Source organism: Paenibacillus sp. FSL W8-0919, assembly GCF_038003785.1.
In the GTDB taxonomy this organism is placed as follows: domain Bacteria; phylum Bacillota; class Bacilli; order Paenibacillales; family Paenibacillaceae; genus Paenibacillus_AQ; species Paenibacillus_AQ lactis.
The window spans coordinates 1,263,456-1,287,973 of record NZ_JBBOPV010000001.1; the positions used below are offsets into that span (position 1 = coordinate 1,263,456).

A 24,518-nucleotide genomic window follows, 5' to 3' on the forward strand; every position below is an offset into this window, starting at 1 on the left:
GTTATACTATCGTTACTAGTGACGACATAAGCCATTATTGGTTTTATATATCATAATGATGAAGATGGCCGCTCCTTTACGGGGGCGGCCATTTTCTTCGTTTGCATCTGCTTGGATGGGGGATGGGGATGTGGGAGGCAGAACGGGAAATATCTTTGCAGTTTAGTGGCATGGGGTGTCCTTCTCCATCGCTGTTGAATTCGGAAAATTGGAACTAATAATCCCTGATGAGATTTTCCGAATTCAAAGGCGAGCGCTCCGCTTTCCGAATGCCACCCCAAGCTGAGTATGAAGGGTTTCCCTTATCTGCAAAGTCCATCCCCAATCCCGTGGAGGCCGATGCTGCCGAAGAGGTGGCCGCTCCCCGTGAACCGGAGCGGGCCATGGAGGCGAGGGTGTGGGAGGCAGAGCGGGAAATATCTTTCCAGCCGCTGTTGTCCGCCCTTTGCCTGATTGAACTTGCTATAGAGGTGGCAAAGGGCTTCCAAAGGCGACCTCCAAGATATTTTCCCTTATCTGCAAAGTCCATCCCCATTTCCGTGGAAGCCGATGCTGCCGAAGAGGTGGCCGCTCCCCGTGAACCGGAGCGGGCCATGGAGGCGGGGGTGTGGGAGGCGGAGTGGAAGCTGGAGCAAAGGAGTGAGTGCTGCATGCGTGGGTGTCCTTTGCCCCGGCGGAATGGGTGTGTCCAGGCGGCAGGTGTGTTAAAATGAAAAGAAGACCGTTCAAGTGAAGGTATGAGGTGAACAGGAAGATGCAGGGAACCATTCTGGTGGTGGATGACGAACAGCCCATCGCCGATATTTTGAAATTTAACCTGGAAAAAGAGGGCTATGAGGTCATTTGCGCCTTTGACGGCATCAGTGCGGTCGACATCGCGCTGACTCGGCGCCCGGATCTGATGCTGCTTGATCTGATGCTGCCCGGTAAAGATGGGATGGACGTATGCCGCGAGGTCCGTGCCGCCAACCTGCAGATCCCGATCATCATGCTGACGGCTAAGGACGGAGAGATCGACAAGGTGCTCGGGCTTGAGCTTGGGGCGGACGACTACGTGACGAAGCCGTTCAGCACAAGAGAACTGCTGGCCCGGGTGAAGGCGCAGATGCGCCGACAGCAAAAGCCTGACAGCACGGCCGATCAAACGGGCGGTACCGGCGCGGGCGGACAAGGCCTGCGGTTGTTCGATCTGTTTATTGATACGGATATGTATATGGTATATAAGGGCGGCGAGGCCCTTGATTTGACGCACCGCGAGTATGAGCTGGTGTATTATTTGGCGCGCAATGCCGGCAAAGTGATGACCCGGGAGCATTTGCTGCAAGCGGTATGGGGCTTTGAGTATTTCGGGGATGTACGCACGGTGGATGTGACCATTCGCCGATTGCGGGAGAAGATTGAAGAGAATCCGAGCAAGCCGGAATATATTTTAACCCGGCGCGGTCTCGGCTACCTGATGCGAAGCCCTAAAAACGGAGGCCTCTAATGAAGTGGCTCTCCTTCTTCCGCACGATTCAGGCGAAGGTGATCATCATCTACGTGCTGCTCATTCTGATCGCGATGCAGCTGATCGGGGTGTATTTCGTCAGTGCGATGAAGACGTCCCTGACCAGCAACTTTACGAAGGATTTGCAGGAGCGTGCGGAGCTGATGTCGGTGCTGGCCGCCAAAACCCTTGGCGGCGAGAACGAATCGGAGGAGGATCCCGTGGAAAGCCTGCGCGTCATGGTGAACAATCTGTTCAATCTGAGCGGGGCCGAGATCCAGGTGCTGGATTCGACGGGACGGGTATTGACGACCTCACTGCCTTCCCACGCCGATTATGAGGGCACGAAAAACACGCAGACTGTCGTAAGCCGGGCTTTGCAGGGAATCCAGGACAACGAGGAATACATTATTGACGATGACAATATCCGCAAAAAAGTCGTCGCCAAGCCCGTCATGTATAACGACAAGATCGTAGGCGCGATCTATATCGTTGCGAGCATGAGCGAGCTGTACAATACAATGCAGCGGATTAACAATATTTTTATATCCGGGATTCTCCTGGCGCTGGGCTTAACGGCCGTGCTGGGGGTTATCCTGTCGCATACGATCACGCACCCGATCAAGGAGCTGACGAAGCATGCGCGCGCGGTCGCCGACGGCCGGTTTACCGAGAAAACGCCGGTATTCGGCAGCGACGAGATCGGCCAGCTCAGCCAGGCGTTCAACTATATGACGAGCCGCCTGCGTGAAGCGCTGTCCCAGAACGAAGAGGAGAAGGAGAAGCTTGCTTCGATCCTCACCAACATGAGCGACGGCGTCATTGCCACGGATGAAGCGGGCCGGGTGATCCTGATGAACCGCCGCGCCGGTGAGATGCTGGGCGTGGAAGGCGAGGAGCTGGCTGGACGCGATATCGGGTCGCTCCTTGGCTTGGAGGAAGCGGAATCCGAGGCGCTGGCACGCGGGGAGCATCATGACTCCAAGCTGCTGGAGATCGCGCCGCGCGAAGGCGGAGAGCCGTTCATGGTGCGGGTTACCTTTACGCCGATCCATCGGCGGGAGATTGGGATTACGGGCACCATTGCCGTGCTTCAGGACGTAACGGAGCAGGAGAAGCTTGAGGCTTCGCGGCGGGAGTTCGTGGCGAATGTGTCGCATGAGCTGCGCACGCCGCTGACCACGATCAAAAGCTACACCGAAGCGCTTGAAGACGGGGCGCTGGAGGACAAGCAGATGGGGCCGCGCTTTGTCGGCGTCATCCAGAACGAGACCGGGCGGATGATCCGCCTCGTCACCGACCTGCTTCACCTGTCGCGGCTCGATTCCAAGGAAGCGGCGCTTCATAAGGAGCCGACGGATATCGTGGAGATGCTGGAGGATGTCGAGGACCGGTTCTCTTTTCAAATGAAACAGAAGCATATCCGCACCATTATCGATATCAAGCCAGGTGTGTCCGCAGCGATGCTGGATAGGGACGGTATCGACCAAGTGCTTGACAATCTGATCTCCAACGCCCTGAAATATACGCCCGACGGGGGTTCCATCACCATGGAGGCAAGCATCACAGAGGACGGCATGCTGTCCTTATCCGTGAAGGATACCGGGATCGGCATTCCGAAGAAGGATCTGGATCGCATCTTCGAACGGTTTTACCGGGTGGACAAGGCTCGAAGCCGCAATTTGGGGGGCACCGGTCTTGGCCTGTCCATTGCCCGGGAAATTGTTAGAGCCCACGGGGGCTCAATCACCCTTCAGTCCGAGCTGGAGAAAGGTACAACCGTGACCTTTACCTTGCCCCTGAATGACGAGGGGAGGTCAACGCCGTGAAGGAACGATTAAAGACTTTACTGCTGGTCGTGCTGGTCCTTGGCAGTCTCGTGCAGAGCTACGTGCTGATCTACCGCCTGCCGGGCAGCGATTCCGTCGTTCAATCGAAGGATTCCTACATCCGAACCGAGGAGATGGGGCCGGAGGAGAAGCCGGAGAATCTCTTGTATCCCGACAAAATGATCATTCATCTCGGTGAGGACAAGCATACGATCTTTTATCCGAACGATACGTTCTACAATCTGGTGTACAACCGGCTGAAGGGCCGGACCTTCGACAATTTCCAGCGCCGGATGGTAGGCAATATCGACTGGAACAAGGTTCGATCCGAGAACCGGGGCATTGAGCTAAGCTTTGATTCAGGCATCCCGGTAACACTTCTGCAGCGCGTGATGCAGATCGTGCCCGATTCGCTGTTTAGTGGAGAGAGCATCAACAAAATGTGGCTGTACAGCGTTCCGGGCGAGGCGAAGGTTCATGTCATGTTTTTCAGCACCAAGGGAGATGTCGTTTACGAAGCCGTCCAGGCGGACTTGACCGTTCAGGACGTTGATCAGCTGGTCGATTTCGGGTTCAATTGGACGCCATACACCATGGTTAACGGCAGATATTATGTGCCGAACAAGAAGCTGAATATGGTCAGCACCGAGCTGCCGATCGGCGTGTATACGATTGAGCAGATGCAGCGCAGCCTGTTCTTTGACCCTAGCATCACCCGCAATATTCGGGAAAAAGACGGCTCCGAAATTTATACCGACAGCAAGCGCAGCCTGCAGGTGGATCAGGGGCAGCATTGGATCAGCTATACCGACCCGGCTGCGCCGCCGTCGGGAGAGAGCAGTCCGGGCAAGGATGTGCTGTCTGCGATTGATTTTGTCAACCAGCATGGAGGGTGGAACGGAATCTACCGGCTCAGCAAAGCCAGTGAATCCGAGGAGCGCACGCTGGTGAAATTCCAGCAGTACTACGGAGGCTATCCGATTCTCAATACGTCCGGCTTCCAGTACGGCGTGATGGAGCTAGATCTGCAGCAAGGCACGGTGACGTCGTATGAACGTTCGCTGCTTTATCTGGAATCGCCGGCGCTGAGCAAGCAGATGGTGACCCTGTCGGGAGGCGAGGAGCTCCAAGCGAAGCTGGATACGATCGCAGAGGAATCCCGGATTCAGAATTTGGAGCCGGCATATCTGCCGATCATTACAGGAGAAGGGCTGTTGCTTAAACCGGTATGGGCCGTCGAGCTTCAGAACGGAAGTGTGCGCACGCTGGAGTAACGGGTAAAGCAGATTGTGTTGGAATTACGAGAACAAGGAGGGACCGTCATGGATTGGGGCCGGGCTAAAAATGTTTTGATCTACGCCTTTTTGCTGCTGAATCTGGTGCTGGGCTATCAGCTGTGGATCGACTATCGGGAGCAGGCCGGCTCCAGTCTGGACTTTACCTCGCTCTCGGAAAGCACGCAGCAGATCATGGAGAAGAACGGGATTCAGGTGCAGAGTCCGATTCCGTCGGAAACGCCGCAGCTGCCCAAAATCAATTATATCTACAGCGCCGAAATGCAGAAGGAGCCGGTGGAGCTCGAAGAGCCGGTAGATACGAAGCTCATTTACGCCGATGAGAAGGAGCTGCGCAGTGTTCTGCAAGGGACTATACCGAATCTCGGAAACTATCGTCATGATCAGCCCTCGGATCAAGAGCATGTATTTGTGTTCCGGCCGCTGGTGCTGAAGGAATGGCCGCTGTTTAATGTGGAGCTGGAGTTTATCCATGAGTCGCAGAAGATTTATGCGTATCGTGAGCCGGTGTTTGAAATATTGCCGACGGACGGGGCGGAAGAGCAGAAGGTGCTCCCGGCATCCAAAGCGCTGGAGACCTTGATTGAGCGTAATTTCATACCGCGGGATACGGCGGTGAGGGACATACAGCTCGGTTATTACGGTCAGCTGTTCAATACGGAGGACCAGCTGGCGGCGCCGACATGGCGGTTCACGCTGGATAACGGCGAAATGATCTATGTACAGGGAATTAGTGGGGATGTGCTCACACCCAAAAGCGATACGGCAAAGGAGTAACAGAATTATGGGGATATCTTTTTCCGTGCTGTCGAGCGGCTCGACGGGCAATGCGACCATTGTCCGCAACGAGGATACGACACTGCTGATTGATGCGGGCTTAAGTGCCCGGCGCATCGATGAGCTGCTCAAGGAACGTGATATGATGGGAGAAGAAATCGACGGTATTTTGGTAACGCATGAGCATTCCGACCATATTAAAGGACTCGGGGCCGTCGCGCGCAAATACAATCTGCCGATCTATGCCAATGAGAAGACCTGGGAAGCGATGAGCAAATCGCTCGGAAAGATTGCCGAAGAGAACCGGATTGTGCTGGAGAGTCATGAGGTGAAGGATTTTGGGACGCTGCGGGTCGAGCCGTTCGAAATTTCCCATGACGCTGCGGCACCGGTCGGTTACTGCTTCTATGACGGCGATGAGAAGCTTGGTGTTGCGACAGACCTTGGGTATGTGAGCGATAAAGTGAAAAAAGCGCTGGACGGGTCGGACGTGCTGGTGCTGGAGGCGAATCACGATATCGAAATGCTGCGGATGGGACGTTACCCATGGAACACGAAGCGCCGGATTCTCGGCGATATGGGCCATTTGTCCAACAATTCGGCCGGAGAGGCGCTGAGCGAGCTGCTGACAGGCGATACGAAGCGGGCCTATCTGGCGCATCTCAGCTTGGATCATAACATGATGGATCTGGCCAAAATGACCGTGCGCGATACGATGGAGGACCGCGGCTGCTTCTTCAAGGACAGCGAGTTTAAGCTGTGCGACACCTATTATGACCGCTCGACCCCCTGGGATAAGGTCAGCGATTAGTAGGGCCTGTGCTGGCAGAGGAACTGCGCGAACCGCTGGGACAGTGGGTGCCTTGGTATGTGCAGTGATTCGTTCCCCGTATATGCAGCGGCGAGCGGGTATAGTTGCGTTGAGGCGGCATATACTGAATGGTCAGCTATTGAAACATGAAGGAGCTGGTCCAAATGATCGTGCGCGATACGATGATAAACCGCGGCTGCTTCTTCAAGGACAGTGAGTTTAAGCTGTGCGACACCTAGTTATGAATTAAAAAAACGTTGGAAATCAGTATAATCGAGAGAATAGGCGCAAATATGCACACAAGAAAGGGCTGCTTCCGTCACGTGGATCGTGACAAGGCAGCCTGTTTGCTTTTCACCCCTAAGTGAAAAAGATGCAGCAACGGCGTTATCGCCATAAGCCGCCATAAGCTATGCCTGCGTCGCATGCGTTAAGGGGCCCAGCTGCGCACCACGAAGCGCCGAGCGCTAACCCCTAGCGAGTGTGCAAGGAACGGCATGGAAGCATGATGAGCATTCTCCCGGGCCGTGCAACATTCGGAAGCCATGGAGTGCTTTTGTGCTTTTATCCATAGCAGGCAACTAAGAACGTTCTTACGGCTTGCTTAAACTCTCTTGTGCCATCCGGATCATTTCCCTGACCATCGAGCCGCCGATAGCGCCTCCGACTTTCCCGGCCTGCTCGGTGGTCAGATTGCCGTTGCCTTCAGGCTTGAGCGGGACGCCAAGCGTCTTTGCAACCTCATGCTTCACTTCCTGCTGCGGGTTGACCTGGTAGCCCTCATTCCGCATGACGTCGTTCATGAACTGCTGCATTTCTGGACTGCGGCGCCGTCTTGATCTTCTAGCCATATTCGATCACCTCCTTTTCGTGAACCATCATCACGACGCGTTCTTAACATCCCCGCCTTATGGCGGACGCATGCGCAAGCAGCAGCTCGATCACCTTGAAGACAACGGGCAGCCTCAGCGAAAAACTCGGAACCTTGGGGCGAAAATAGCGTAATACCTTATTATGTGTGTTAGGAGAAGCGTGGCTGCAGCATCATACCTGAGGTATGTGAACGAAATTCCAGAAATATTTCCATCAATTTGACAATTGTTTTTACAAAAGACAGCTAACTTTAAACGTGACTGATGTGGTACAATAGGAGCACTAAAGAACATGCTCATGACAGCTGTTGGTATTTGGTACAATGTGCATCTTTGGAATGCACTGGATTGGGTTGTTCACGATGGATGGAGCAGGCGGATTGCCGGCTGTTTCATAAAATTACATGGAGTTCGCGCTTGGAGCCGCCCTGTTTGTGGTAATAGAAGGATACAGGGTTTTTTTTGAACCATATGGGTACCAATACATACCTTTTCTGGATGAAGATTCATAGTTTCCTGTCGGAACGTTCAGGCAGGGTTCGTATAAATGGTACAAATCGAAAGAGTATGGCCGAGACCTGCAACTTTTTGGCCTTCTCAAGAGTTATTACTATAGAGAGATTTATTGGCGTGGGCATGCGTTGGAAGAAAGATCTGATACACGATGCAGGGCGGATTGTTATGGCGACAGAATGAATGCGGAGTCGGTCGGTAATGGCGATGGTCTTTAAGCGGATATCGTATCTTGACGTGCAGCGACAAGGGGAGAGAGGGATCGCGAATGGGATTGTTTGACGATGATTTTTATTCAACCAAAGTATCCAGGAAGAGCAAAAATGCCAGCGAGGACCGATCTGCGCGAACCAAGTGGCGAACGAAGTGGCGGACCAGCCGCCGGAGCAGAGGGCTGTCCACCTTCCAAATCTCCGCGATCAGCTCGGTATGCAGCGCATTGATTGCCGTGATGCTGTTCAGCTTCATTACCGGCCATCCTGCCTCCACATCCCGGGTCTCCTTGGTGAACGGCGGACATCAGCTGTCCTCGACGGAAGGGGACCCTTATGAGCGGATTATTCAAGCAGCCGAGAAGGTGCGTCCTGCTGTCGTAAGCGTGCTGACGCATAAAGAGACCGTGCTGCCTGAAGAGGAGGATCTTGAGAGCGAGGAGGAAGTCTTGCCTGAAGACGAAGAGGGATTGGAGCTTCCGGAGGGATTTGATTTCGGAGAGGAATTCGATTTCGGGGATGAATTCGGTGATTTCGGCGAATCTCAGGAGGATGCGCTGGGATCCGGCGTTATTTTCAAGAAGCTTGAAGGCAAGGCCTACATCATCACGAATAATCATGTCGTAGAAAACGCCGATTCCTTCGAGGTCGTTACCGTGACCGGCGAGAAGAAGCAAGCGACGCTTGTCGGCACCGATCGCGTGAGCGATATTGCGGTGCTCTCGATTGACGCCAAAGGCATTGGCGATGTAGCCGAGTTCGGCGACTCCTCCAAGCTGCGGCTGGGAGAGACCGTCATTGCGATCGGGAACCCGCTTGGGCTGGGAGATACGCTGACCTCCGGCATCGTCAGTTATACGAACCGGATCATTCCGGTCTCGCTCAATCAGGACGGAAATTACGATTGGGAGCAGGAAGTCATTCAGACCGATGCCGCCATCAATGAGGGCAACAGCGGCGGTGCGCTGGTCGATCTCAATGGCCGGGTGATCGGCATTAATACGATGAAAATCGCGGATACCGGTGTGGAAGGCCTTGGATTCGCCATTCCGGTGAACGAGATTACCGAGGTTGTTAAGGAGCTTATGCTGAAGGGCTACATCGCGCGTCCATACCTGGGTGTCTATACGGTGGATTTGGGCAATCCCTATGCGCCGCTGAGCAAGAAAGAGAAGGAGAATCTGAAGCTGCCGAAGAGCGTAACCGAGGGTGTGGTCGTACTGGATGCCCTGGGACCTGCCAAGGATGCGGGCCTTCAGCTGAACGACGTCATCGTCAAGCTGGATGGCAAGCCGATTAAGACCACCCTGGAGCTGCGCAAGCATCTGTACCGCAACACCAAGGTTGGCGGTGAGCTGGATGTAACATTCTACCGGGATGGGAAGCTGCAGTCGCTCAAGGTGAAGCTGGAAGAGAAGCCGGAGGAATAAGCTTCGGCTAGGCTTTAGACGAAAGAGATATGAAAAGGGTTGAGCGTCATTCACATGGCGGACTAAAGAGAGAGCGTGCTTATGCACGCTCTCTTGCTGTTTTACTGGGATTGAGGCAATGAGGCACTCCCTAGCGGTAATTTAGCGTCATATGGGGATAGGCGGCCTCCCCGTCGGCATACCTTGTCCCGAACATTGGTCTGATCAACTCCTTGCAGACATTTCGCCCTCTTCCCCGATTCATGGAGGCTGCGCGTAGAGGACGGGCCTCTTTGAGCGTGGTATTGTCCCAGAATAACGAATGATCCATTGTCCAGTAGGAAGATCTTGGGGGAATATCAAGCCTGGAAGCGAGGCAGAATACATTGGAAGCCCGGATGCGGGGGTAATTCGGGCAAAAGCATTTCTTTTTCTCGCAGAGTGTGGTAGAACAGAAGAGTGGCTATACGGTTTGATAGAAACGCGGGCTCATAGGCGATAACAGAAAGGATGCATAGAATGTACGTCGTATGCAAAGAACATGTGGAACTGGCAATCGAAAATTTCGTGGATGAGTATGAGGATGCTCCAGATATCGTGGATTTGAAGGAGACGGAGTTTTCGGACTGGGACCCGCCAGTGAAGTGCGCGGAGTGCGAGAAGCATGCTGAATTTTTAATTGTATAACGTCAATATTTTAATTCAATAAATAATGCGAATGAGAAAGCGTGATGATTTCACGCTTTTTTTGTTTAAGAGATCATGAAGGCAATCGAAGCAGCGAAGCTTTGGTAGACAGTCCTCCGTAGTGTATGATGGATGTGTAGATTGCACGGAGACGCCGATAACCTATCGTGAATGGAGACGATCAGAGATGGATGACTTCGGGAAGGTCTGGGAAGAGGAGATCAAGCGGGCAGCCGATGAGGCATACGAGAAGGAAATGGATGAAATCAACCGCCAACTGAAGCAGGAAATTCTCATTGCGCTGATTGGCGACGTGAATACGGGCAAGTCCTCAACCATGAATCGGATCGTGGGCGAAGAGGTGGCGGGCGTCGGGGCCGAGCCCGGCGAAACGACGGTGATTCATCCGCATAAATATAAGGACAATATATCTTTCATTGATACACCCGGGTTGAATGATGTGAATACCGCCAATTCGGAAGTGACCTTGAATTACTATAAACAGGCGGATATGGTGCTGTTCTTTCTGAACGCTGCAGGCACCGTCTTCTCGGAGGCGGAGAAGAGGTCGTTTGAGAAAATTCAAGGCGTCAACTCGAACATCCTGATCGTGCTGAACAAAATTGACGCCGCGGATGAAATCGACCGCCTGGTGGCGCGTATCCGGAAGGAGACCGGAGGGCGCTATGAGGTTGTGCCGGTGTCTTCTCGGACGGGCGAGAACATCGACCGGCTGCGGAGCAGCATTCTGGAGATGCTTAAAAAAAAGTCTAAAGACATCCTTTTTGCCAAAAGCATCAAGGAAAAGTCGGCGACCGCCAACGGGTGGATCATCGGAGCCTCGATCTCGGCAGGAGCAGTAGGCGCATCCCCCATTCCGGGATCGGATATCATTCCGATTACCGGCATTCAAGTGAGTCTCCTTACCCGGCTCGCGGTGCTGTACAATAAGCCGATCAGCAAGGAGACGGCGAAGGAGCTCGTCATTGCCACGATATTCGGGAATATCGGGAAGAGCATTTTCCGGCAGATCGTGAAGGTATTCCCTGGCGCAGGATCGGTCGCCGGAGCGACGGTCGCGGGGGCTACAACCCTGGCGCTGGGATATGCTGTGAAATATGCTTACGAGCACAACATCCAGATCAATACGGCGAATATTACAAAGCTCTATAAGAAATTCAGGGAGAAGGCCGAGACGGAATCGGAATCCAATTCCGAGTCGAAGTAAGCAAGCCGATGTCGAATGCATACCACTTTAAACGGATGGAATAGAAAAAGGGGCCTTCGGCCCCCAATCGTAGCTGCGTCAAAGCAGCGATATTTATCTTTGATTTACTTCGTGGCAGCCTCATGGTCGGCTTTGGCCTGCTCCAGCATCGATTTCCAATCCGGAAAATCGGTTTCTCTTGAAACGTGACGGTCAAACAGTTCGTCCGGAATGTTATCGATATCTTCATGCGTTTCCACTTGGAAGTTACCTTTTACGACAAAATCCCCAAAGCTGTTATGGGATGAATGTTTACGCATAAACGATTCATTGAACAGCTTTTCCAGAGAGATGTTATCCGGATCCTCCTGTACCGATTTTTGTCCTTGCAATTCCTTCAACAGATCATCAAACGACATGGGCTTTTGCTTTCTCAGAGTACCACTCCTATAAATTAATATTTGTGTTCAGTATAACATACCCGGAATTCTTATAAACATGGTAGACTTTCCGGAAGGCTGGTTACCCCGTTATCTTCTTAACAAGGAAGACCAGGTTTGCTCCAGCCAGCTGTCGAATTCGTCTCCTTTGTCACCCTCTTACGTATCATAGATATCAATTCTCATCTTTTTTAGCTTGTCTTTGAAGTCTTCATACTTGTGGTCACGGGGAAGGCTTTTTTTGATGCGCAGCAGCACCTTAGAAACGTCTTTCATCAGCTCGCCTTTACGTCTTTCGGGCATCTGCACGTCCTCGCCAAAGGCCCGGAGCTTATGATAGGCTGCTTCCCTTACCTGGTGAACCGCATCCGTATTCAGTCTATGCAGCAAAATATCGATGGATTTCTGATTTTTCCAATTTCCCAGCTCTTCAACGGCGTTTAACCGTTCTCTCCAATTGGCGTTCCGGTTAGCGGAGCTTTTCAGCTCTTCATAATTCGACGGCACGTCCGTCAAAACCTCTTGATTGTCCAATCCGTTCATCTCCTTCATAGGTGGTATCAGGGGGTTCCTAAAACCATATGTTCATTATGGGGTACCTTTATGCTTACTGCCGTCCGCTGCATTGTCCGCCTGTTTGGTCCCTTTACTGGTATAAGGTTTGGGTTTACTCTTGGCTCTTCTCGCGCTGGCATCCCATCGGCTCCAGCCTTTCTTGCCTGTGCCTCGGCCTGTTCCGCCCTTGCCCTTGGATTTACTCAACCCATCACTCCGTTACGATATATTCTTGTCCCTATATGCTGATTCTTTACCAGCCCTGTTGAAATATACACTGTATTGGACCATATGTATAGGATAGAACGGAAATAAACCTAAGAATCGAAATATATATGGATGGAATCCAAGCATTGATATAGTCTAGGGACTTCTTCGGTTGACTAATTTTTCCCAGCATGTTATCTTATTTTTGAACTGACCAGTCAGAACAAGAGACGTTGAACTGAAATTTGTGTGAAAGGGCAGACCCAATTGAGCAAAGAAAAAATTATCCAAGCAGCCATAGAAGTATTCTCCGAGAACGGATACCACCGCGCAAGCATGGACGAGATTGCCGCCCGCGCTCAGGTTGCCAAGGGAACGCTGTATTACAACTTCCCGGGCAAATCCCAGCTCTTCAAGACGGTCGTCAAGCAGGGCTTCGAGGATATTATGCGGCGGACCGAAGCGGATCTGAATTCCCCGCTGCCGATCAAAGAGATGATTATGCGGACCATCCGTCATCATCTGGATCTGTTTCTGGAATCCCGGCATTTTTCCCATATCGTATTCAATGAGATCTCGAACGGCATTGAGCAGGATGTCCTGGAAGAGCTGAAGGAGCTGAAGCGGACGCATATCGGTTTTCTGGCGAAGATCATTGAGGATGGCAAGTGTGAAGAGAATCTGTTCCGCGATGTCGATGCCAACCTGGCTGCAGTCAGCATGATCGGCACATTGGAGAGCGTATGTAATTATTATTTGAATCATCAAGAAGCCTATACCCGCGAAGACCTGGAGCAGTTTGTGTTCACGGTCATTACCCAAGGCCTGTTTATATCGGTTGAATAAACACGGCCTTCTTTTGTAAGCAGGCATGACTGACCAGTCAGTTCAAAACTTGAAGCAAAGATGGAGGTTATCGGTATGGAATGGAATCAGAACGGTTTGCTCCCATTGGAATGGTTCAGCAATATGCGTAAGAATTCCCCCGTGGAAAAGGCTGGCGACAACGCATGGAACGTCTTCAGATATGAGGATGTGAAGGCGGTCTTCACCAACTATGAGGTCTTCTCTTCCCAAGGCTCGCCTTCTTCGGATGACCCGATCGAGTCCAGCCTGCTCCGGCAGGATCCGCCGAAGCACCGACAGCTTCGGAAACTGGTCTCCCATGCGTTTACGCCGCGGATGATCGAGTCGCTTGCTCCCAAGATCGAGGAGATCACGAAGTCCCTGCTGGATGAAGCGGAGAAGAAGGGGAAGATGGACATCGTGGCGGATTTAGCGAGTCCGCTCCCGATCGTCGTCATTGCCGAGATGCTGGGCGTATCGCTGGAATACCGGGAACGCTTCAAGGCATGGTCAGATGCGTTGGTTGGCGATAATTACGAAGCGTATATCCAGTGCCAGCGCGAGATGAGCGAGTACTTCTCGGCCATCGCGGAGGACCGGCGCCGCCATCCGCAGGATGACCTGATTACGAAGCTGGTGGAAGCCCGTATCGATAACGAGTCATTGACCGAGCTTGAAATCATCGGCTTCTGCATCCTCCTGCTGGTCGCCGGCAATGAGACGACAACGAATTTGATCTCCTCTGCCGTTCTGGCCATGGATAGCTTGCCGGAGGTGCGGGCAGAACTGCTTGCCGACCGATCGCTCATACCGGGCGCACTGGAGGAAGTATTCCGTTATTTCTCGCCGGTACAGGTGATGTTCCGCCGCGTGAAGCAGGAGACGGAACTGGGCGGGAAGACGCTGCGGGAGAACGAGCATGTGTATATCTGGATGGCTTCCGCGAATCATGATGAGGCGGTGTTCGAGCGTCCGGACGTTTTCAATATTCACCGGAATCCGAATCCGCACCTTGGACTCGGAAGCGGCATCCATTACTGTCTCGGCTCGCAGCTCGCGCGGATGGAATCACGCATTGCGATTGAGGCGCTGCTGGAGCGCTTCCCGGAGTATCGGCGCGACCGCTCGGCCCCTCTCTCCCGGATGGATAGCACGATGATGTTTGCGCTGAAGGAGCTGCCTGTCATATTGCGCTGAGGGGGCGGGAGGAGGCTTCAAGTTAAAGCACAGCGGGAGAACTGGCTCAAGCATAAGGGTTTCTCGGAAGGAATGTGCACGGAAGAGAGGCGCTAGTAGCGGTGTGTTCAAAATGCCGGAGGTCGTGTGTGTTTAAATGAAGTGTGCGGGGTAGTTCTGATGTTTACATCAGAAAGGCCGACTGCTTCAGCTTCGCTGTAACGACAATGAACAGCAACTGAAAATAACGATGGATGGGAGAGCCGCGGGTTGCGGTTCTTTTTCTTTTCATGCGTAGGTGGAAACGACAGGCTTCGTACGGGAGGAAGGTAAGACGGCGTCTTTCTTTCCGTGCAGAGGTTACAATGGTAGAATGAACGTCAGAACAGCAAAGATAAGGAGCGAAATCATCGCCATGAATATACAGATTGTATGCGTAGGCAAGCTTAAGGAGAAGTATCTGGTGCAGGGAATTGCGGAATACAGCAAGCGTCTTGCGCCATATGTGCGCCTGTCGGTGCACGAGGTGCCTGACGAGAAAGCGCCGGAAAACATGAGCGAGGCGGAGATGCGTCAAGTGCAGGAGAAGGAGGGTGCGGGCATTCTTGGCCACATCAAGCCGGACGCCCACGTGATCGCGCTCGCAATCGGCGGCCAGCTGTGGTCCAGCGAGGATCTGGCCGCCCATATCGACAAGCTGGGCACCTACGGTACCAGCACCGTCGCCTTCGTGATCGGCGGCTCGAACGGTCTCTCCGAGGCCGTGCTGAAACGCGCCCAAACGAAGCTCAGCTTCGGGCGTATGACCTTGCCTCACCAGCTGATGCGGCTGGTGTTGGTGGAGCAGATTTACCGGGCGGTGAAGATTAATCGGGGGGAACCGTACCACAAGTGACGGCGAAAAATCTGATTGAGTATGGACCTAAGGGGTGTTGAAGATGCTTATAGTAAATAAGGGTACTAGTATTGGTCGGAGTGCAGAAGATCTAGAAGCTGATGATAGTGTGCTGGGGTTGTTTCTTGTGAGTGTCTTGGATTGTATACTTAGCCCTCTACAAGGGGATGTATACATGTTACGTCCAAATTATCAAGGCCTGATAAAAGAGGCAAGAACAGCAATGGTACACGATATTCATGGATTAGCAATTATTAATGATATGATTCAGTTCACCTTTGAAAAGCATGGGGAATTACCTCATAAAGATTTCTTGTACGTTATGGAACTGATAGAAAAATACTTCACTAATCTCCGCTCTATATATGACTTCATGTCCAAGGTATTGAGGCTTGCTGTTGAAGAAGGACGGATAGGACAAATCCCATTTGATTCGCTTAATGATTTAATAACGTACGCTGAAACGAATCCAAGGGCAGAAAGCTACTTCCCCGAAGATTTAATCAGTCTACTGAAGAACATTAAATCGGAGTTTCAATTAGTGAGAGAGATCAGAGATTTTATAATCCATAATGGAAAACAAATTTCATTGCTTTCTGATGACAGGGGATACAGACTAGGGCCATTTGATAGCAATGGTACTCTTGCCGATTATACCCCAGGAAAAGAAAGAAACCATGAAGAGCTCGTGCCATATCTTGCTGAACGGACGAATCGTATGATTGAATTTGGAGAAGAAGTTGGTATAATTATAAACCGCGAGTTTAGAAGGTTGCATGGTGACTTTCCATTATTCCTTTGTGCACTGGAAGGGGTTTGTATACCTTCTTTTGTAAAGTTTCTGGGTTTAAATAAGTCAAACAAAGATTGAGTATCACTCAAAAAACATTCGTAATTTTTTGCATAATAGAAGGGCTTTTCCGGACAAAGGAAAAGCCCTTTTGTCATATGTCAATGGAAGCGACTCCGACTAATGACCTATCTGCACCAACTGATGCGACTTGTGTTGGTGGAGCAGGTTTACCGGGCGGTGAAGATCAGTCGGGGGAACAGTGTGATAAGTGACGGCGAAAAATATTTAACGAAATGGAGTGGTTGGGTCCATGCCCCTACTCCTTGTACAATTGAAAATTCCGGATTGGGCGGTTAGATGGAATTACTTTAATCAATCGCAACTGGAGAACTTAATAAATGAAAGATACGTTCATGAGGATGGATTTCAAGAAAATATTTTCTGTATTTAGAAATGTAGAAAACGAAGAATTTTGGACATGGGGAGGCATTAGTGTTTTGGGAGGCGATTAAAATCGACATTATCATCCACCATTTTCCACCATGTGATATGATAATAGAAGAAACATAGGCTGAAAGGGAGTAATATTACTCCAGTTATTATACCTATATTAAACGGAAGGGTGTTTAAGTTGATCTATCACGGCGCTAAATGGTGGAAATTTGATTTTCATACCCACACTCCTAAATCAATGGATTATGGAAAAGGACCAGATCATATAACGTTACAACAAAGAACTCCACGTGAGTGGCTTTTGGATTATATGAAAAAAGAAATTGACTGTGTTGCCGTGACAGATCATAATTCTGGACATTGGATTGACGTGTTAAAAAATGAATTAGTTCTGATGCGAGAAGAACAGGTCCAAGGATTCAGAGAATTAATAATATTCCCAGGAGTGGAGATAACTGTTCATGGGAACATTCATCTATTAGCAATTTTTGACCCAATTGAGACCTCTGAACGTATTAGTAATTTACTTGCCAAATGTGGGTATGATGGTCAACAAGGAGAGTCTGACCAATGTACTACAAAGTCATTCAATGAAGTTGTAGAGATTATTCATCAAATGAAGGGATTGTCTATACCGGCTCATGTGGATAAAGTGAGGGGATTGTTTGTTGAACAAGAAGGCAATTCACTGAGAACTTGTTTAAATGCTAATGGCTTGTTAGCTATGCAGATATGCGATGTTAACTACATAAAACCTCAAATATATATCGATTCAAAGCTCACTTTGGCCGAGGTTGCTGGTTCTGATAGTCATCATCCTGATACAGCGGGTTCAAGTTTTAGTTGGGTAAAAATGGAAAAACCTGATTTGGAAGCACTTCGGTTAGCTTTACACGATGGAGAAGATGGTATTATTAGGGGCAATTCTCAAATGGAGAACCCCAATGATGTTAGAGATAGGTTTTATATTCGTTCAATAGAGATTACTAATGGAGCAAAAGCCGGAAGAGGGAGAACTTTAAATGTTAGTTTTAGCCCTTGGTTAAATACAATTATTGGTGGGAGAGGTTCAGGTAAATCCAGCATAATTGAATACATGAGACTTCCTTTAAGTAAGGTTACTGGACTTCCTGAAAAAGTTGAAGAGCAGTTTAACGAATTTAGCAAGATCCCAAAAAGACGTGGAAAGACAGGGATGCTTACTGATTCAACAGCTATACGTATAGAAATGCAAAAAGACGGAAGAATGGTTGCACTGACATGGGAGAATAACAGAATTATTGAAGAACAAGTGAACGCTGACGGAAATTGGGTGAGGAAAGAGGAAAGTGATAATATTGCAACTCGGTTTCCAGTAAGAATTTTTAGTCAAAAACATCTTTATTCTTTAACTGAAGATCCCAACCATATTATTAAAATAATTGATGAGCAATTTGATAAAAATAGTTGGTTACAGCGAAGAGAAGAACTTGTGAAGGATTGGATGCAGTCAAGGGCAAAGGAGAGAGATCTACAATCTAGAATTCGAGAAAAGGGGAACATAAGAGCAGAACTCGATGACACACTTGCAAAAATGAAAGTATTCGAGGAATCTGGATACAATACTCTCCTAGAGGAATACCAAAAGACGAAAGCTGTCGAGGGGTCGATCAGTAAATCAATCGCAAACGCATATGAATATTTTAGCAAGCTAGAAAATACTATTAAAACTGTTCCAGGTAACCTCTTTGATGAAGAGTACTTGCCATTACTAGATCAACGATCGTATGAAATATTAAAGGCTCATTCCAAAGAGTATGAAATAGTTCAGCATGACTTGAATGTATTGCTTTTCAAACTAAATGAACTGATTGAGAAGACAAAGAGATCTGTTGATCATATCCCTTGGCAAGCAACAAAGTCAGAAGTTGAACAAAAATATGCTGAGTTTGTTCGCAAATTAGAAGAACGAGGGGAAAGAAATCCTAATGCTTATGGTCTACTTTCATCGAAGTCTTATCAGTTAAAGCAGAAACTTAAGGATATTGCAGCCCTTGAAAGTCAGTTGCAGGAGCAAAATGAAGTGGTTAGGCAATATTTAAATGATATTCATGAACATGAGGTAGAATTAAGGAGGAAGAGACAAAAAATCATTGACCAGTGGCAAGGTACACAATCGAATGTTAAGATGTATCTTTCAGTAATGGGTGATCTTGATAATGCAGAAACTAGCTTTCGAAGTTTGATTAGAAAAACAGGTTTTGAATTCTCAAGAGATATACTTGAACGTGATGATGAGGGAAACCCTATTAGAGGTTTTTTGTTCAACTTTGTACAATCACTTTCGGTATGGACAGCTAGAGAAGAATTAATAAATAGATTTATTAACGCTAATGAAGAGGATACTCAAAACTTCAATAAACCCTTTGTTAAACATTTAACCAATCTTAAGATCAACACACCAGAAGATATGGACAGACTATTAGTTTGGTATCCTGAAGATAAAATTAATTTGAAGTTAGTAACAAATCGAAAGGAAGAGGATATAGAAACGGGCTCAGCGGGTCAGAGAACAGCTGCAATGCTTTCATTAATGTTGTTGTTGGATGATTGCCCACTAATTATTGATCAACCAGAAGAAGATCTTGATACAAAAAGAATTACAGATTTGGTAGTTACTGAGTTAAGGAGATTTAAAAACAAACAGCAAGTTATAGTTGTTACACATAATCCGAATATCCCTGTTAATGGTGCGGCCGAGAATATAATCCAAATGCACTTTGAAAATGGTCAGATATATAAGCAAGTAAGTGGTGCACTTCAAAAGAGTGGAGTTCGTGAAGCTGTTTGTAATGTCATGGAGGGAGGTAAGGATGCTTTAGATAGACGTTACTTTAGGATTTCTAGAGCGTTGGAAAGTTAAATCATCTAGGGGATGAAAACACTTTATAGATTTTAACTGGTGTAGAAAAAGCAGACATTAGATTTCTTTTTTCCTCATTATATGCAGTATAAATACCATCTAGATTTGAATAGAATTTTTCTGCTTTTTCAATGTTATCCCATAAAGAAATGTGGATCGCCATCTTCTTTTGTTCAAGAAACTTGATTTCATTAACAGGCATTTTAATGAACATTTTCAAGACTCCTTTCAAGATGTTTGTTATACTAACAGGATATTAAACTCGGTAAAATATATTCACATTAAAATTACCCTTATTCGAAGCATTTAATGCGAGTTTAAGGAAGCCTCTTTTTTAATCTCAATAACTTATTCTATTTGATTGACCACAGCCCCACCGTCCCACCAAGTCAAAAAAAGGAGAACGCCATAGTGGTCGTTCTCCTTCAGTGATTTAAGAGATAATATGTTATCGAACTACTTTCCTACTCATAAAAAGACCCTCGTGTTTCCATCTGAGCATAAGCCTCACCCAATCCAATCGAATCATAATATTCCTTAGTCACTTGCTCCATTCGCTCCAACACTGCCACATGTTGCTCCTCCGGGATAAACTCAAGAAGCACAGCTGTTATGGCATTTTCCCGTGCTGCTTCACGTAGCTTAATTTCCTCTATACCGTAAACCGTATAGCCGCCATGCGCACCATTCGTGATTTTATACTTTAACTGGATTGCTGCTATGGCAGTAGCGGGTGAAATCTCGTCAATATGTGCTAACGTTTCGAAGCCTTTCTGAATTACCTCATCCAAAAGCTCGAGGTCGTGCTTCACTTTATTCACGGTCATGTGAGCAGCTTTACGTTCTTCTTTCGTAAGATTATTTGCAATTCCTTTGGGCCTCCCAGAGCGAAGTTTATCCGCCTGAATTTCCCCTATAATCGCGGCTCTACGCTTCTTTGCGTACTCGTACATAGTAGGAACTGAGATATCGAAGCCATTTTCCTTACACCAAGCTGCACATTTATTTGGACTTTCTCCGTCGTCCAACATCTTATCCAAGAATGGCCTTCTCGGCCACGCTAATAGCTGTTTCTGTTTGCCTACGGCCATGTAATCAACTCCCTTTGCATAAATACAACTATAATATCTTTAATTAGTGCCTTTTCGTAATCTCAGAATATAAAACTTGTAGAGATTTTGATTAGACCCTGATGACATGTTCATCCATGTTATTATTGAGTTAATAAGGAGTTATATGAGATTAGGAGGAAAACGGTGAGGTTGTTTGCGGAAGATCGAGAACTAATATTTCAAGAAGTGCGCCTAGTGTTTAGTGGTGAGGCTTATTCTGATGTGTTTGCACAAAAGAATAATAAAACGGTATTAGAAACAATAAGTCACAAAAGATACATAAAACATAAACAGACCATAAATAGCAGATACACGAGTTATTTAAATACTGGTTTAGGAGTATTCTTGAAAGATCTAAAGAATTCTGGTGATATGTATTACAAAGAATTCTTAAATAAGAATGGAGACAAGCTCTACTCGAATTTTTATATTGAGGATGAAGGGATTAAAAAGTCGAAAGGTCTATATTTGTACAGCATTGATGGGCAAGTAAAGTACATTGGGAGGTGTAAAGATTCATTTGGTAAGAGAATAAATGCAGGTTACGGAAAAATACATCCGAAAAATTGCTATATAGATGGACAGTCAACAAATTGTCATTTGAATAATCTTGTAACATCAAATAAGGCAAGCACAAGCTTTTACGTGTGTAAATTAGAGGATAACAATGAGATAACTGAGCTTGAGGCAGAGTTAATTAGAAAATACCAACCTGAGTGGAACATTAGTCTCAAGATGTAAGTGAGGCTATCACTTAGTGGCTTAAGTGAAGGTTCTGGACATGGGGGGCCGATAGGCCCTTTAGCTGAACCGTATCATAAATAACGGCAAATTATTAAATATGCCCCCCTTTAAGTAAGCAGGTTTAATAAATAAACAGGCTACTTGCAGAGGAGCATACCAGTTATCGTGGATGCCGAATTTTTTGGTGTCCTTTACAAGGGTTTTACCACATCATCTGAATCAGTGGAGTAAGCTAGCTCTTTCTGTGCTTCCAGAGCGGCCAGTCTGTCCAGCAGGGCTGCCCGGATTTGCTCATAGGCGTCACTGCCCAGCGCCATACGTATCGGACCCTCTCCCTGGTCGACACGACGGATAATCTGCTGCGCCATTTTATCCGGATCGCCGACAACCATTTGATTGAACATGCTCATATCTATACCAGGCAGTTCTCCCTTCATCAGGCTGACGAATTGGCCCGCCTCCGTATCCCGGTATTCGTCCATCCGCTCGCCGAATACGGCGTTGCTTGTAATGAAATTCGTTCGGATTCCGCCGGGCTCCACCATAGTGGTCTTAATATTAAACGGAGCAACTTCCTTAGCTAGCGCTTCAAAGGCTCCTTCGACCGCCCATTTCGAAGAGCAATACAGTCCCATACCCGGAATAGAATAATGACCCGCCATACTCGAAATCTGTACCATGTGACCGCCGCCCTGCTTACGGAAAAAGGGCAGGATTGCACGCGCCACACGTAGGGAGCCAAGTACATTGGTCATAAACTGATGCTCAATTTGCCTGTCGCTTGCTTCTTCCACTGCGCCATACAAGCCATAGGCTGCATTATTGACAAACACGTCGATCGTGCCCAGTTCTAAAAATGCACGCTCCACCACTTCAGCAATTTGCTGAGAGTTTGTCAGATCTAAATTAGCCTGCCAAAGCCCAGAGCCATACTGTGCCTGCAGATCATCCAGCACCCCCGGCTTGCGTACCGTTGCGGCTACACGGTCCCCTCTATCCAGCAACCGGCGAGTTATACATGAACCCAAGCCTCCTGATGCTCCTGTAATAAACCAAGTTTGCATGCTAAACACCCTCCAATCGTTGTCATCCACCGAATTATACAAACAACTGGAGGGAGCTAGCCACAGCACGTCTATTCTATTAATGGGAGTAACAGTCTACGGTAGCTGCCTGTCCTGCTCAAGTAAACGCAATAATCTCTCTTCCGTACCTGAACCGGGCACCGGAACAAAGAAACACCAGTGCAGTCCCGGGTCATTATCGATTACAGCCGCGGAATGGAGCTCAAACTCCATCTCCTGTGCGTCAGGAACACGGAATAAAGCGGTGGCTACGCGTTTTTGTTTGATTTCATATAGTTCCCAGAAATGCACGAATTCCGGGCTTTCCCGCCTCAAGCGTTCGAATCGTTCCATATATAACGGGTTGTTCTTGTAAAGATCGAAGCCTGCCCGCAGAACAGCTACAGCGTAACGGGCAAAGCCTTCCCAATTCACCAGTCTGTTGCGGTAATCCGGCTTTAAAAACATAATCTCCATCATATTCCGTTCGTTGTCCGGCAGACTGCCGAAATCGGCTACGATCAGTTCTGCCGCTCGATTCCAGGCGATAATATCCGTACCTTCGTCTGTGATAAAAGAAGGATACTGCAGTTGATTTACGATTTTCTGCAGAACTCCCGTATCCGGCCCACCGTTATTTGGCACTGTGACGACGCTCGCCACATCTCCATTGGCCAGATCGAATAGATGCTTCTGCTCGTCTTCGTCAAGCTGAAGCGCTTTGCTGATACTTAGCAGCACTTCCGGCGAAGGATTAACCTCCTTGCCTTGCTCCAGCCAGGCATAGTAAGTCACGCTTATATTGGCAAGATAGGAGACTTCTTCTCTTCGAAGTCCCGGAGTACGTCTTCGTCCGGGCAGCGGCTGGATCCCTGCCTCTGAAGGCTGTAACCGTTCTCTGCGCGATTTAAGGAAGTCACCCAATGCGGATGGAGAATGATTCTTTTTCAAATGGGTCACCTCTATTTACTTATCTAATTACTCATAGGGTAGATGCAGATTGCTAGTACCAAATGGACCAAAAGAACGTTATATATGATTATTATAATCTCTGTTGAATGCCGTTTCTACAAAAGAGAACCATAACGAGTACAGAGGCTGTTAATCCCGCTAATAGTATAAACATGATGTGGTTGACTTCCCCCCACCGACAGTACAATGAAGATAATTTACGTCAGAGACGCTTAAATAGGAGGTTGGCTTCTTGAACAAATATATATATCGAAATAAGCTGGCAGTAGTCACTGGTGCTTCATCCGGAATTGGGAAAGCGTATGCCAACGAACTGGCGGCACAAGGCTGTCATGTCGTTCTGGCAGCGCGCTCCAAGGACAAACTGGATGCAATGGCTAGGGAAATCAACCGCCAGTATGGCGTACAGGCTTATGCATTGGCTTGCGATTTGTCCAAAGCGAATGCCCCGCGTCAGCTGGCCGAACAAATTTCCGAACTGGGCTTGTCGGTCGATATTCTCATCAACAACGCAGGCGTTGGCACTTATGGCCGTTTCGAGGAAATAGACCCGAAGCGCGAGCAGGAGGAGATTCTGTTGAATACGGCTGCGTTAGTCGATCTTACGCATCGGCTGCTGCCCGATATGCTGAGGAGAAAGGATGGAGTCATCGTTAACGTAGCTTCGATGGCTGCGTTCATGCCTTGTGCATATTCTGCAGTTTATGGGGGTACCAAAGCATTTGTATTGTCCTTCTCTGAGGCGCTATGGGCGGAGACGCGCGGGCGTGGTATTCGCGTGCTCGCACTATGCCCGGGTGCAACAGAGACGGGATTTTTCGATGCGGTCGGCAGCGAGGAGATGGGAGCAGGTCAGAAGCTCTCGACCCCGGAAAAGGTTGTACAGGCCGGATTTCGCGGAATTGACCAGGGGCGCAGCTATATCATCGATGGCCGTAGCAATTACTTTATGGCTCTAATGATCCGACTTTTCAGCAGGCGCAGGGTGGCTTTGATCATGGAACGTATGTCAAAACCAAAAAGGCACTGATAGCGGGATCCGGTTCTTGACTTAGAGTCTCGATGCACTTGAAGATCACCAATAGTAAATCATATAGATATCATTTAACAATAAAACTCTTCATGGAGACTGGTCTTTCCAAGAAGAGTTTTTCGCCGTTAGGCCTGTTAAGCTGTGAAGCCAAAGGGCGTTCGCTTACGAAACAATGCATTTAGTTCGCTAATTCCGCCGTCCCCCATTCCAATAGATCTCCTGCTCTTC

Annotated in this window: 23 protein-coding genes and 3 pseudogenes; 18 read left to right on the forward strand and 8 right to left on the reverse strand. The window is 48.6% G+C overall.

Annotated features, from left to right (window positions below; genetic code table 11):
- The first annotated feature begins 227 nt into the window (after positions 1-227).
- The 7 genes and pseudogenes from NST44_RS05485 to NST44_RS05515 all read left to right on the forward strand — a co-directional run.
- Positions 228-713, forward strand: a complete 486-nt coding sequence (locus NST44_RS05485) for a hypothetical protein (RefSeq protein WP_340898213.1) — start codon at positions 228-230, stop codon at positions 711-713.
- Between the two features lie 41 nt (positions 714-754).
- Complete coding sequence (gene yycF, locus NST44_RS05490; RefSeq protein ID WP_007129193.1) at positions 755-1,486, forward strand: response regulator YycF; 732 nt, start codon at positions 755-757, stop codon at positions 1,484-1,486.
- 74 nt (positions 1,487-1,560) lie between these two features.
- Positions 1,561-3,315, forward strand: a complete 1,755-nt coding sequence (gene walK / locus NST44_RS05495) for a cell wall metabolism sensor histidine kinase WalK (RefSeq protein WP_387733780.1) — start codon at positions 1,561-1,563, stop codon at positions 3,313-3,315.
- A complete protein-coding gene (locus tag NST44_RS05500; protein WP_007129191.1) occupies positions 3,312-4,589 on the forward strand; it encodes a YycH family regulatory protein in 1,278 nt (425 codons plus the stop codon). The genes walK and NST44_RS05500 overlap by 4 nt, the downstream gene beginning before the upstream one ends.
- Positions 4,590-4,637: 48 nt before the next feature.
- On the forward strand, positions 4,638-5,387 hold the full coding sequence (gene yycI / locus NST44_RS05505) for a two-component system regulatory protein YycI (protein ID WP_007129190.1): 750 nt from the start codon (positions 4,638-4,640) through the stop codon (positions 5,385-5,387).
- A gap of 7 nt (positions 5,388-5,394) precedes the next feature.
- Positions 5,395-6,198 carry an MBL fold metallo-hydrolase gene (locus tag NST44_RS05510; protein WP_007129189.1) on the forward strand — a complete coding sequence of 268 codons (804 nt, stop codon included), beginning with the start codon at positions 5,395-5,397 and terminating at the stop codon, positions 6,196-6,198.
- A gap of 143 nt (positions 6,199-6,341) precedes the next feature.
- Positions 6,342-6,437 (forward strand): annotated as a pseudogene (locus NST44_RS05515) (MBL fold metallo-hydrolase); the annotation flags it as partial.
- A gap of 354 nt (positions 6,438-6,791) precedes the next feature.
- Here the strand turns inward: NST44_RS05515 and NST44_RS05520 are convergent.
- A complete protein-coding gene (locus NST44_RS05520) occupies positions 6,792-7,049 on the reverse strand; it encodes an alpha/beta-type small acid-soluble spore protein (RefSeq protein WP_340898219.1) in 258 nt (85 codons plus the stop codon).
- 802 nt (positions 7,050-7,851) lie between these two features.
- On the opposite strand from NST44_RS05520, the gene NST44_RS05525 reads away from it, so the two are divergent.
- The 3 genes from NST44_RS05525 to NST44_RS05535 all read left to right on the forward strand — a co-directional run bounded on the left by NST44_RS05525 (position 7,852) and on the right by NST44_RS05535 (position 11,119).
- Positions 7,852-9,225: a S1C family serine protease gene (locus tag NST44_RS05525; RefSeq protein ID WP_007129187.1), complete on the forward strand. Its 1,374-nt coding sequence runs from the start codon at positions 7,852-7,854 to the stop codon at positions 9,223-9,225.
- Between the two features lie 498 nt (positions 9,226-9,723).
- Positions 9,724-9,891, forward strand: coding sequence for a CxxH/CxxC protein (locus tag NST44_RS05530; protein ID WP_007129186.1), 168 nt, complete (start codon positions 9,724-9,726; stop codon positions 9,889-9,891).
- A gap of 187 nt (positions 9,892-10,078) precedes the next feature.
- Entirely contained in the window at positions 10,079-11,119 is a 1,041-nt protein-coding gene (locus NST44_RS05535; protein WP_007129185.1) for a GTPase, read from the forward strand.
- 104 nt (positions 11,120-11,223) lie between these two features.
- Here NST44_RS05535 and NST44_RS05540 read toward each other — a convergent pair whose 3' ends face one another.
- From NST44_RS05540 to NST44_RS05550, 3 genes and pseudogenes are all read right to left on the reverse strand, one after another.
- Positions 11,224-11,517 (reverse strand): hypothetical protein, encoded by a 294-nt coding sequence (locus tag NST44_RS05540; protein WP_007129184.1) that lies wholly within the window; start codon positions 11,515-11,517, stop codon positions 11,224-11,226.
- Between the two features lie 111 nt (positions 11,518-11,628).
- A pseudogene (locus tag NST44_RS05545) lies at positions 11,629-12,090 on the reverse strand (HEAT repeat domain-containing protein).
- Between the two features lie 36 nt (positions 12,091-12,126).
- Positions 12,127-12,300: a DUF3934 family protein gene (locus tag NST44_RS05550; protein WP_340898228.1), complete on the reverse strand. Its 174-nt coding sequence runs from the start codon at positions 12,298-12,300 to the stop codon at positions 12,127-12,129.
- A 267-nt stretch (positions 12,301-12,567) separates the two neighbouring features.
- Here NST44_RS05550 and NST44_RS05555 point away from each other — a divergent pair, with 267 nt between their 5' ends.
- From NST44_RS05555 to NST44_RS05580, 6 genes and pseudogenes are all read left to right on the forward strand, one after another.
- A complete protein-coding gene (locus NST44_RS05555; RefSeq protein ID WP_007129182.1) occupies positions 12,568-13,146 on the forward strand; it encodes a TetR/AcrR family transcriptional regulator in 579 nt (192 codons plus the stop codon).
- Between the two features lie 75 nt (positions 13,147-13,221).
- Complete coding sequence (locus NST44_RS05560) at positions 13,222-14,343, forward strand: cytochrome P450 (protein ID WP_340898231.1); 1,122 nt, start codon at positions 13,222-13,224, stop codon at positions 14,341-14,343.
- Positions 14,344-14,737: 394 nt separating this feature from the next.
- The gene (rlmH, locus tag NST44_RS05565; protein WP_099477990.1) at positions 14,738-15,217 is read left to right on the forward strand and encodes a 23S rRNA (pseudouridine(1915)-N(3))-methyltransferase RlmH; all 480 of its coding nucleotides are present in this window, start codon (positions 14,738-14,740) and stop codon (positions 15,215-15,217) included.
- A gap of 43 nt (positions 15,218-15,260) precedes the next feature.
- Entirely contained in the window at positions 15,261-16,088 is an 828-nt protein-coding gene (locus NST44_RS05570; protein ID WP_340898235.1) for a hypothetical protein, read from the forward strand.
- 102 nt (positions 16,089-16,190) lie between these two features.
- Positions 16,191-16,265, forward strand: a pseudogene (locus NST44_RS05575) (23S rRNA (pseudouridine(1915)-N(3))-methyltransferase RlmH); the annotation flags it as partial.
- A 376-nt stretch (positions 16,266-16,641) separates the two neighbouring features.
- A complete protein-coding gene (locus NST44_RS05580; RefSeq protein WP_340898237.1) occupies positions 16,642-19,365 on the forward strand; it encodes a TrlF family AAA-like ATPase in 2,724 nt (907 codons plus the stop codon).
- Between the two features lies 1 nt (position 19,366).
- Here the strand turns inward: NST44_RS05580 and NST44_RS05585 are convergent, their stop codons facing one another.
- Both NST44_RS05585 and NST44_RS05590 read right to left on the reverse strand, forming a co-directional pair.
- Positions 19,367-19,579: a hypothetical protein gene (locus NST44_RS05585; protein WP_340898239.1), complete on the reverse strand. Its 213-nt coding sequence runs from the start codon at positions 19,577-19,579 to the stop codon at positions 19,367-19,369.
- 250 nt (positions 19,580-19,829) lie between these two features.
- On the reverse strand, positions 19,830-20,456 hold the full coding sequence (locus tag NST44_RS05590) for a hypothetical protein (protein WP_340898240.1): 627 nt from the start codon (positions 20,454-20,456) through the stop codon (positions 19,830-19,832).
- Between the two features lie 165 nt (positions 20,457-20,621).
- Here NST44_RS05590 and NST44_RS05595 point away from each other — a divergent pair, with 165 nt between their 5' ends.
- Complete coding sequence (locus tag NST44_RS05595) at positions 20,622-21,218, forward strand: hypothetical protein (protein ID WP_340898242.1); 597 nt, start codon at positions 20,622-20,624, stop codon at positions 21,216-21,218.
- Between the two features lie 194 nt (positions 21,219-21,412).
- On the opposite strand, the gene NST44_RS05600 is transcribed toward NST44_RS05595, so the two are convergent.
- Positions 21,413-22,285: an SDR family oxidoreductase gene (locus NST44_RS05600; protein ID WP_340898244.1), complete on the reverse strand. Its 873-nt coding sequence runs from the start codon at positions 22,283-22,285 to the stop codon at positions 21,413-21,415.
- A gap of 96 nt (positions 22,286-22,381) precedes the next feature.
- Positions 22,382-23,236: a helix-turn-helix transcriptional regulator gene (locus tag NST44_RS05605; protein WP_340898248.1), complete on the reverse strand. Its 855-nt coding sequence runs from the start codon at positions 23,234-23,236 to the stop codon at positions 22,382-22,384.
- 253 nt (positions 23,237-23,489) lie between these two features.
- Here NST44_RS05605 and NST44_RS05610 point away from each other — a divergent pair, with 253 nt between their 5' ends.
- Positions 23,490-24,287, forward strand: coding sequence for an SDR family NAD(P)-dependent oxidoreductase (locus NST44_RS05610; protein ID WP_340898249.1), 798 nt, complete (start codon positions 23,490-23,492; stop codon positions 24,285-24,287).
- Positions 24,288-24,518: the final 231 nt, after the last annotated feature.

Bases quoted from the DNA above. Each gene is read 5' to 3' on its own strand.
- NST44_RS05485 (WP_340898213.1), top strand. From the start codon at position 228: ATGAGATTTTCCGAATTCAAAGGCGAGCGCTCCGCTTTCCGAATGCCA.
- yycF (WP_007129193.1), top strand. From the start codon at position 755: ATGCAGGGAACCATTCTGGTGGTGGATGACGAACAGCCCATCGCCGAT.
- walK (WP_387733780.1), top strand. From the start codon at position 1,561: ATGCAGCTGATCGGGGTGTATTTCGTCAGTGCGATGAAGACGTCCCTG.
- yycI (WP_007129190.1), top strand. From the start codon at position 4,638: ATGGATTGGGGCCGGGCTAAAAATGTTTTGATCTACGCCTTTTTGCTG.
- NST44_RS05510 (WP_007129189.1), top strand. From the start codon at position 5,395: ATGGGGATATCTTTTTCCGTGCTGTCGAGCGGCTCGACGGGCAATGCG.
- NST44_RS05520 (WP_340898219.1), bottom strand. From the start codon at position 7,049: ATGGCTAGAAGATCAAGACGGCGCCGCAGTCCAGAAATGCAGCAGTTC.
- NST44_RS05525 (WP_007129187.1), top strand. From the start codon at position 7,852: ATGGGATTGTTTGACGATGATTTTTATTCAACCAAAGTATCCAGGAAG.
- NST44_RS05530 (WP_007129186.1), top strand. From the start codon at position 9,724: ATGTACGTCGTATGCAAAGAACATGTGGAACTGGCAATCGAAAATTTC.
- NST44_RS05535 (WP_007129185.1), top strand. From the start codon at position 10,079: ATGGATGACTTCGGGAAGGTCTGGGAAGAGGAGATCAAGCGGGCAGCC.
- NST44_RS05540 (WP_007129184.1), bottom strand. From the start codon at position 11,517: ATGTCGTTTGATGATCTGTTGAAGGAATTGCAAGGACAAAAATCGGTA.
- NST44_RS05560 (WP_340898231.1), top strand. From the start codon at position 13,222: ATGGAATGGAATCAGAACGGTTTGCTCCCATTGGAATGGTTCAGCAAT.
- rlmH (WP_099477990.1), top strand. From the start codon at position 14,738: ATGAATATACAGATTGTATGCGTAGGCAAGCTTAAGGAGAAGTATCTG.
- NST44_RS05570 (WP_340898235.1), top strand. From the start codon at position 15,261: ATGCTTATAGTAAATAAGGGTACTAGTATTGGTCGGAGTGCAGAAGAT.
- NST44_RS05585 (WP_340898239.1), bottom strand. From the start codon at position 19,579: ATGTTCATTAAAATGCCTGTTAATGAAATCAAGTTTCTTGAACAAAAG.
- NST44_RS05590 (WP_340898240.1), bottom strand. From the start codon at position 20,456: ATGGCCGTAGGCAAACAGAAACAGCTATTAGCGTGGCCGAGAAGGCCA.
- NST44_RS05600 (WP_340898244.1), bottom strand. From the start codon at position 22,285: ATGCAAACTTGGTTTATTACAGGAGCATCAGGAGGCTTGGGTTCATGT.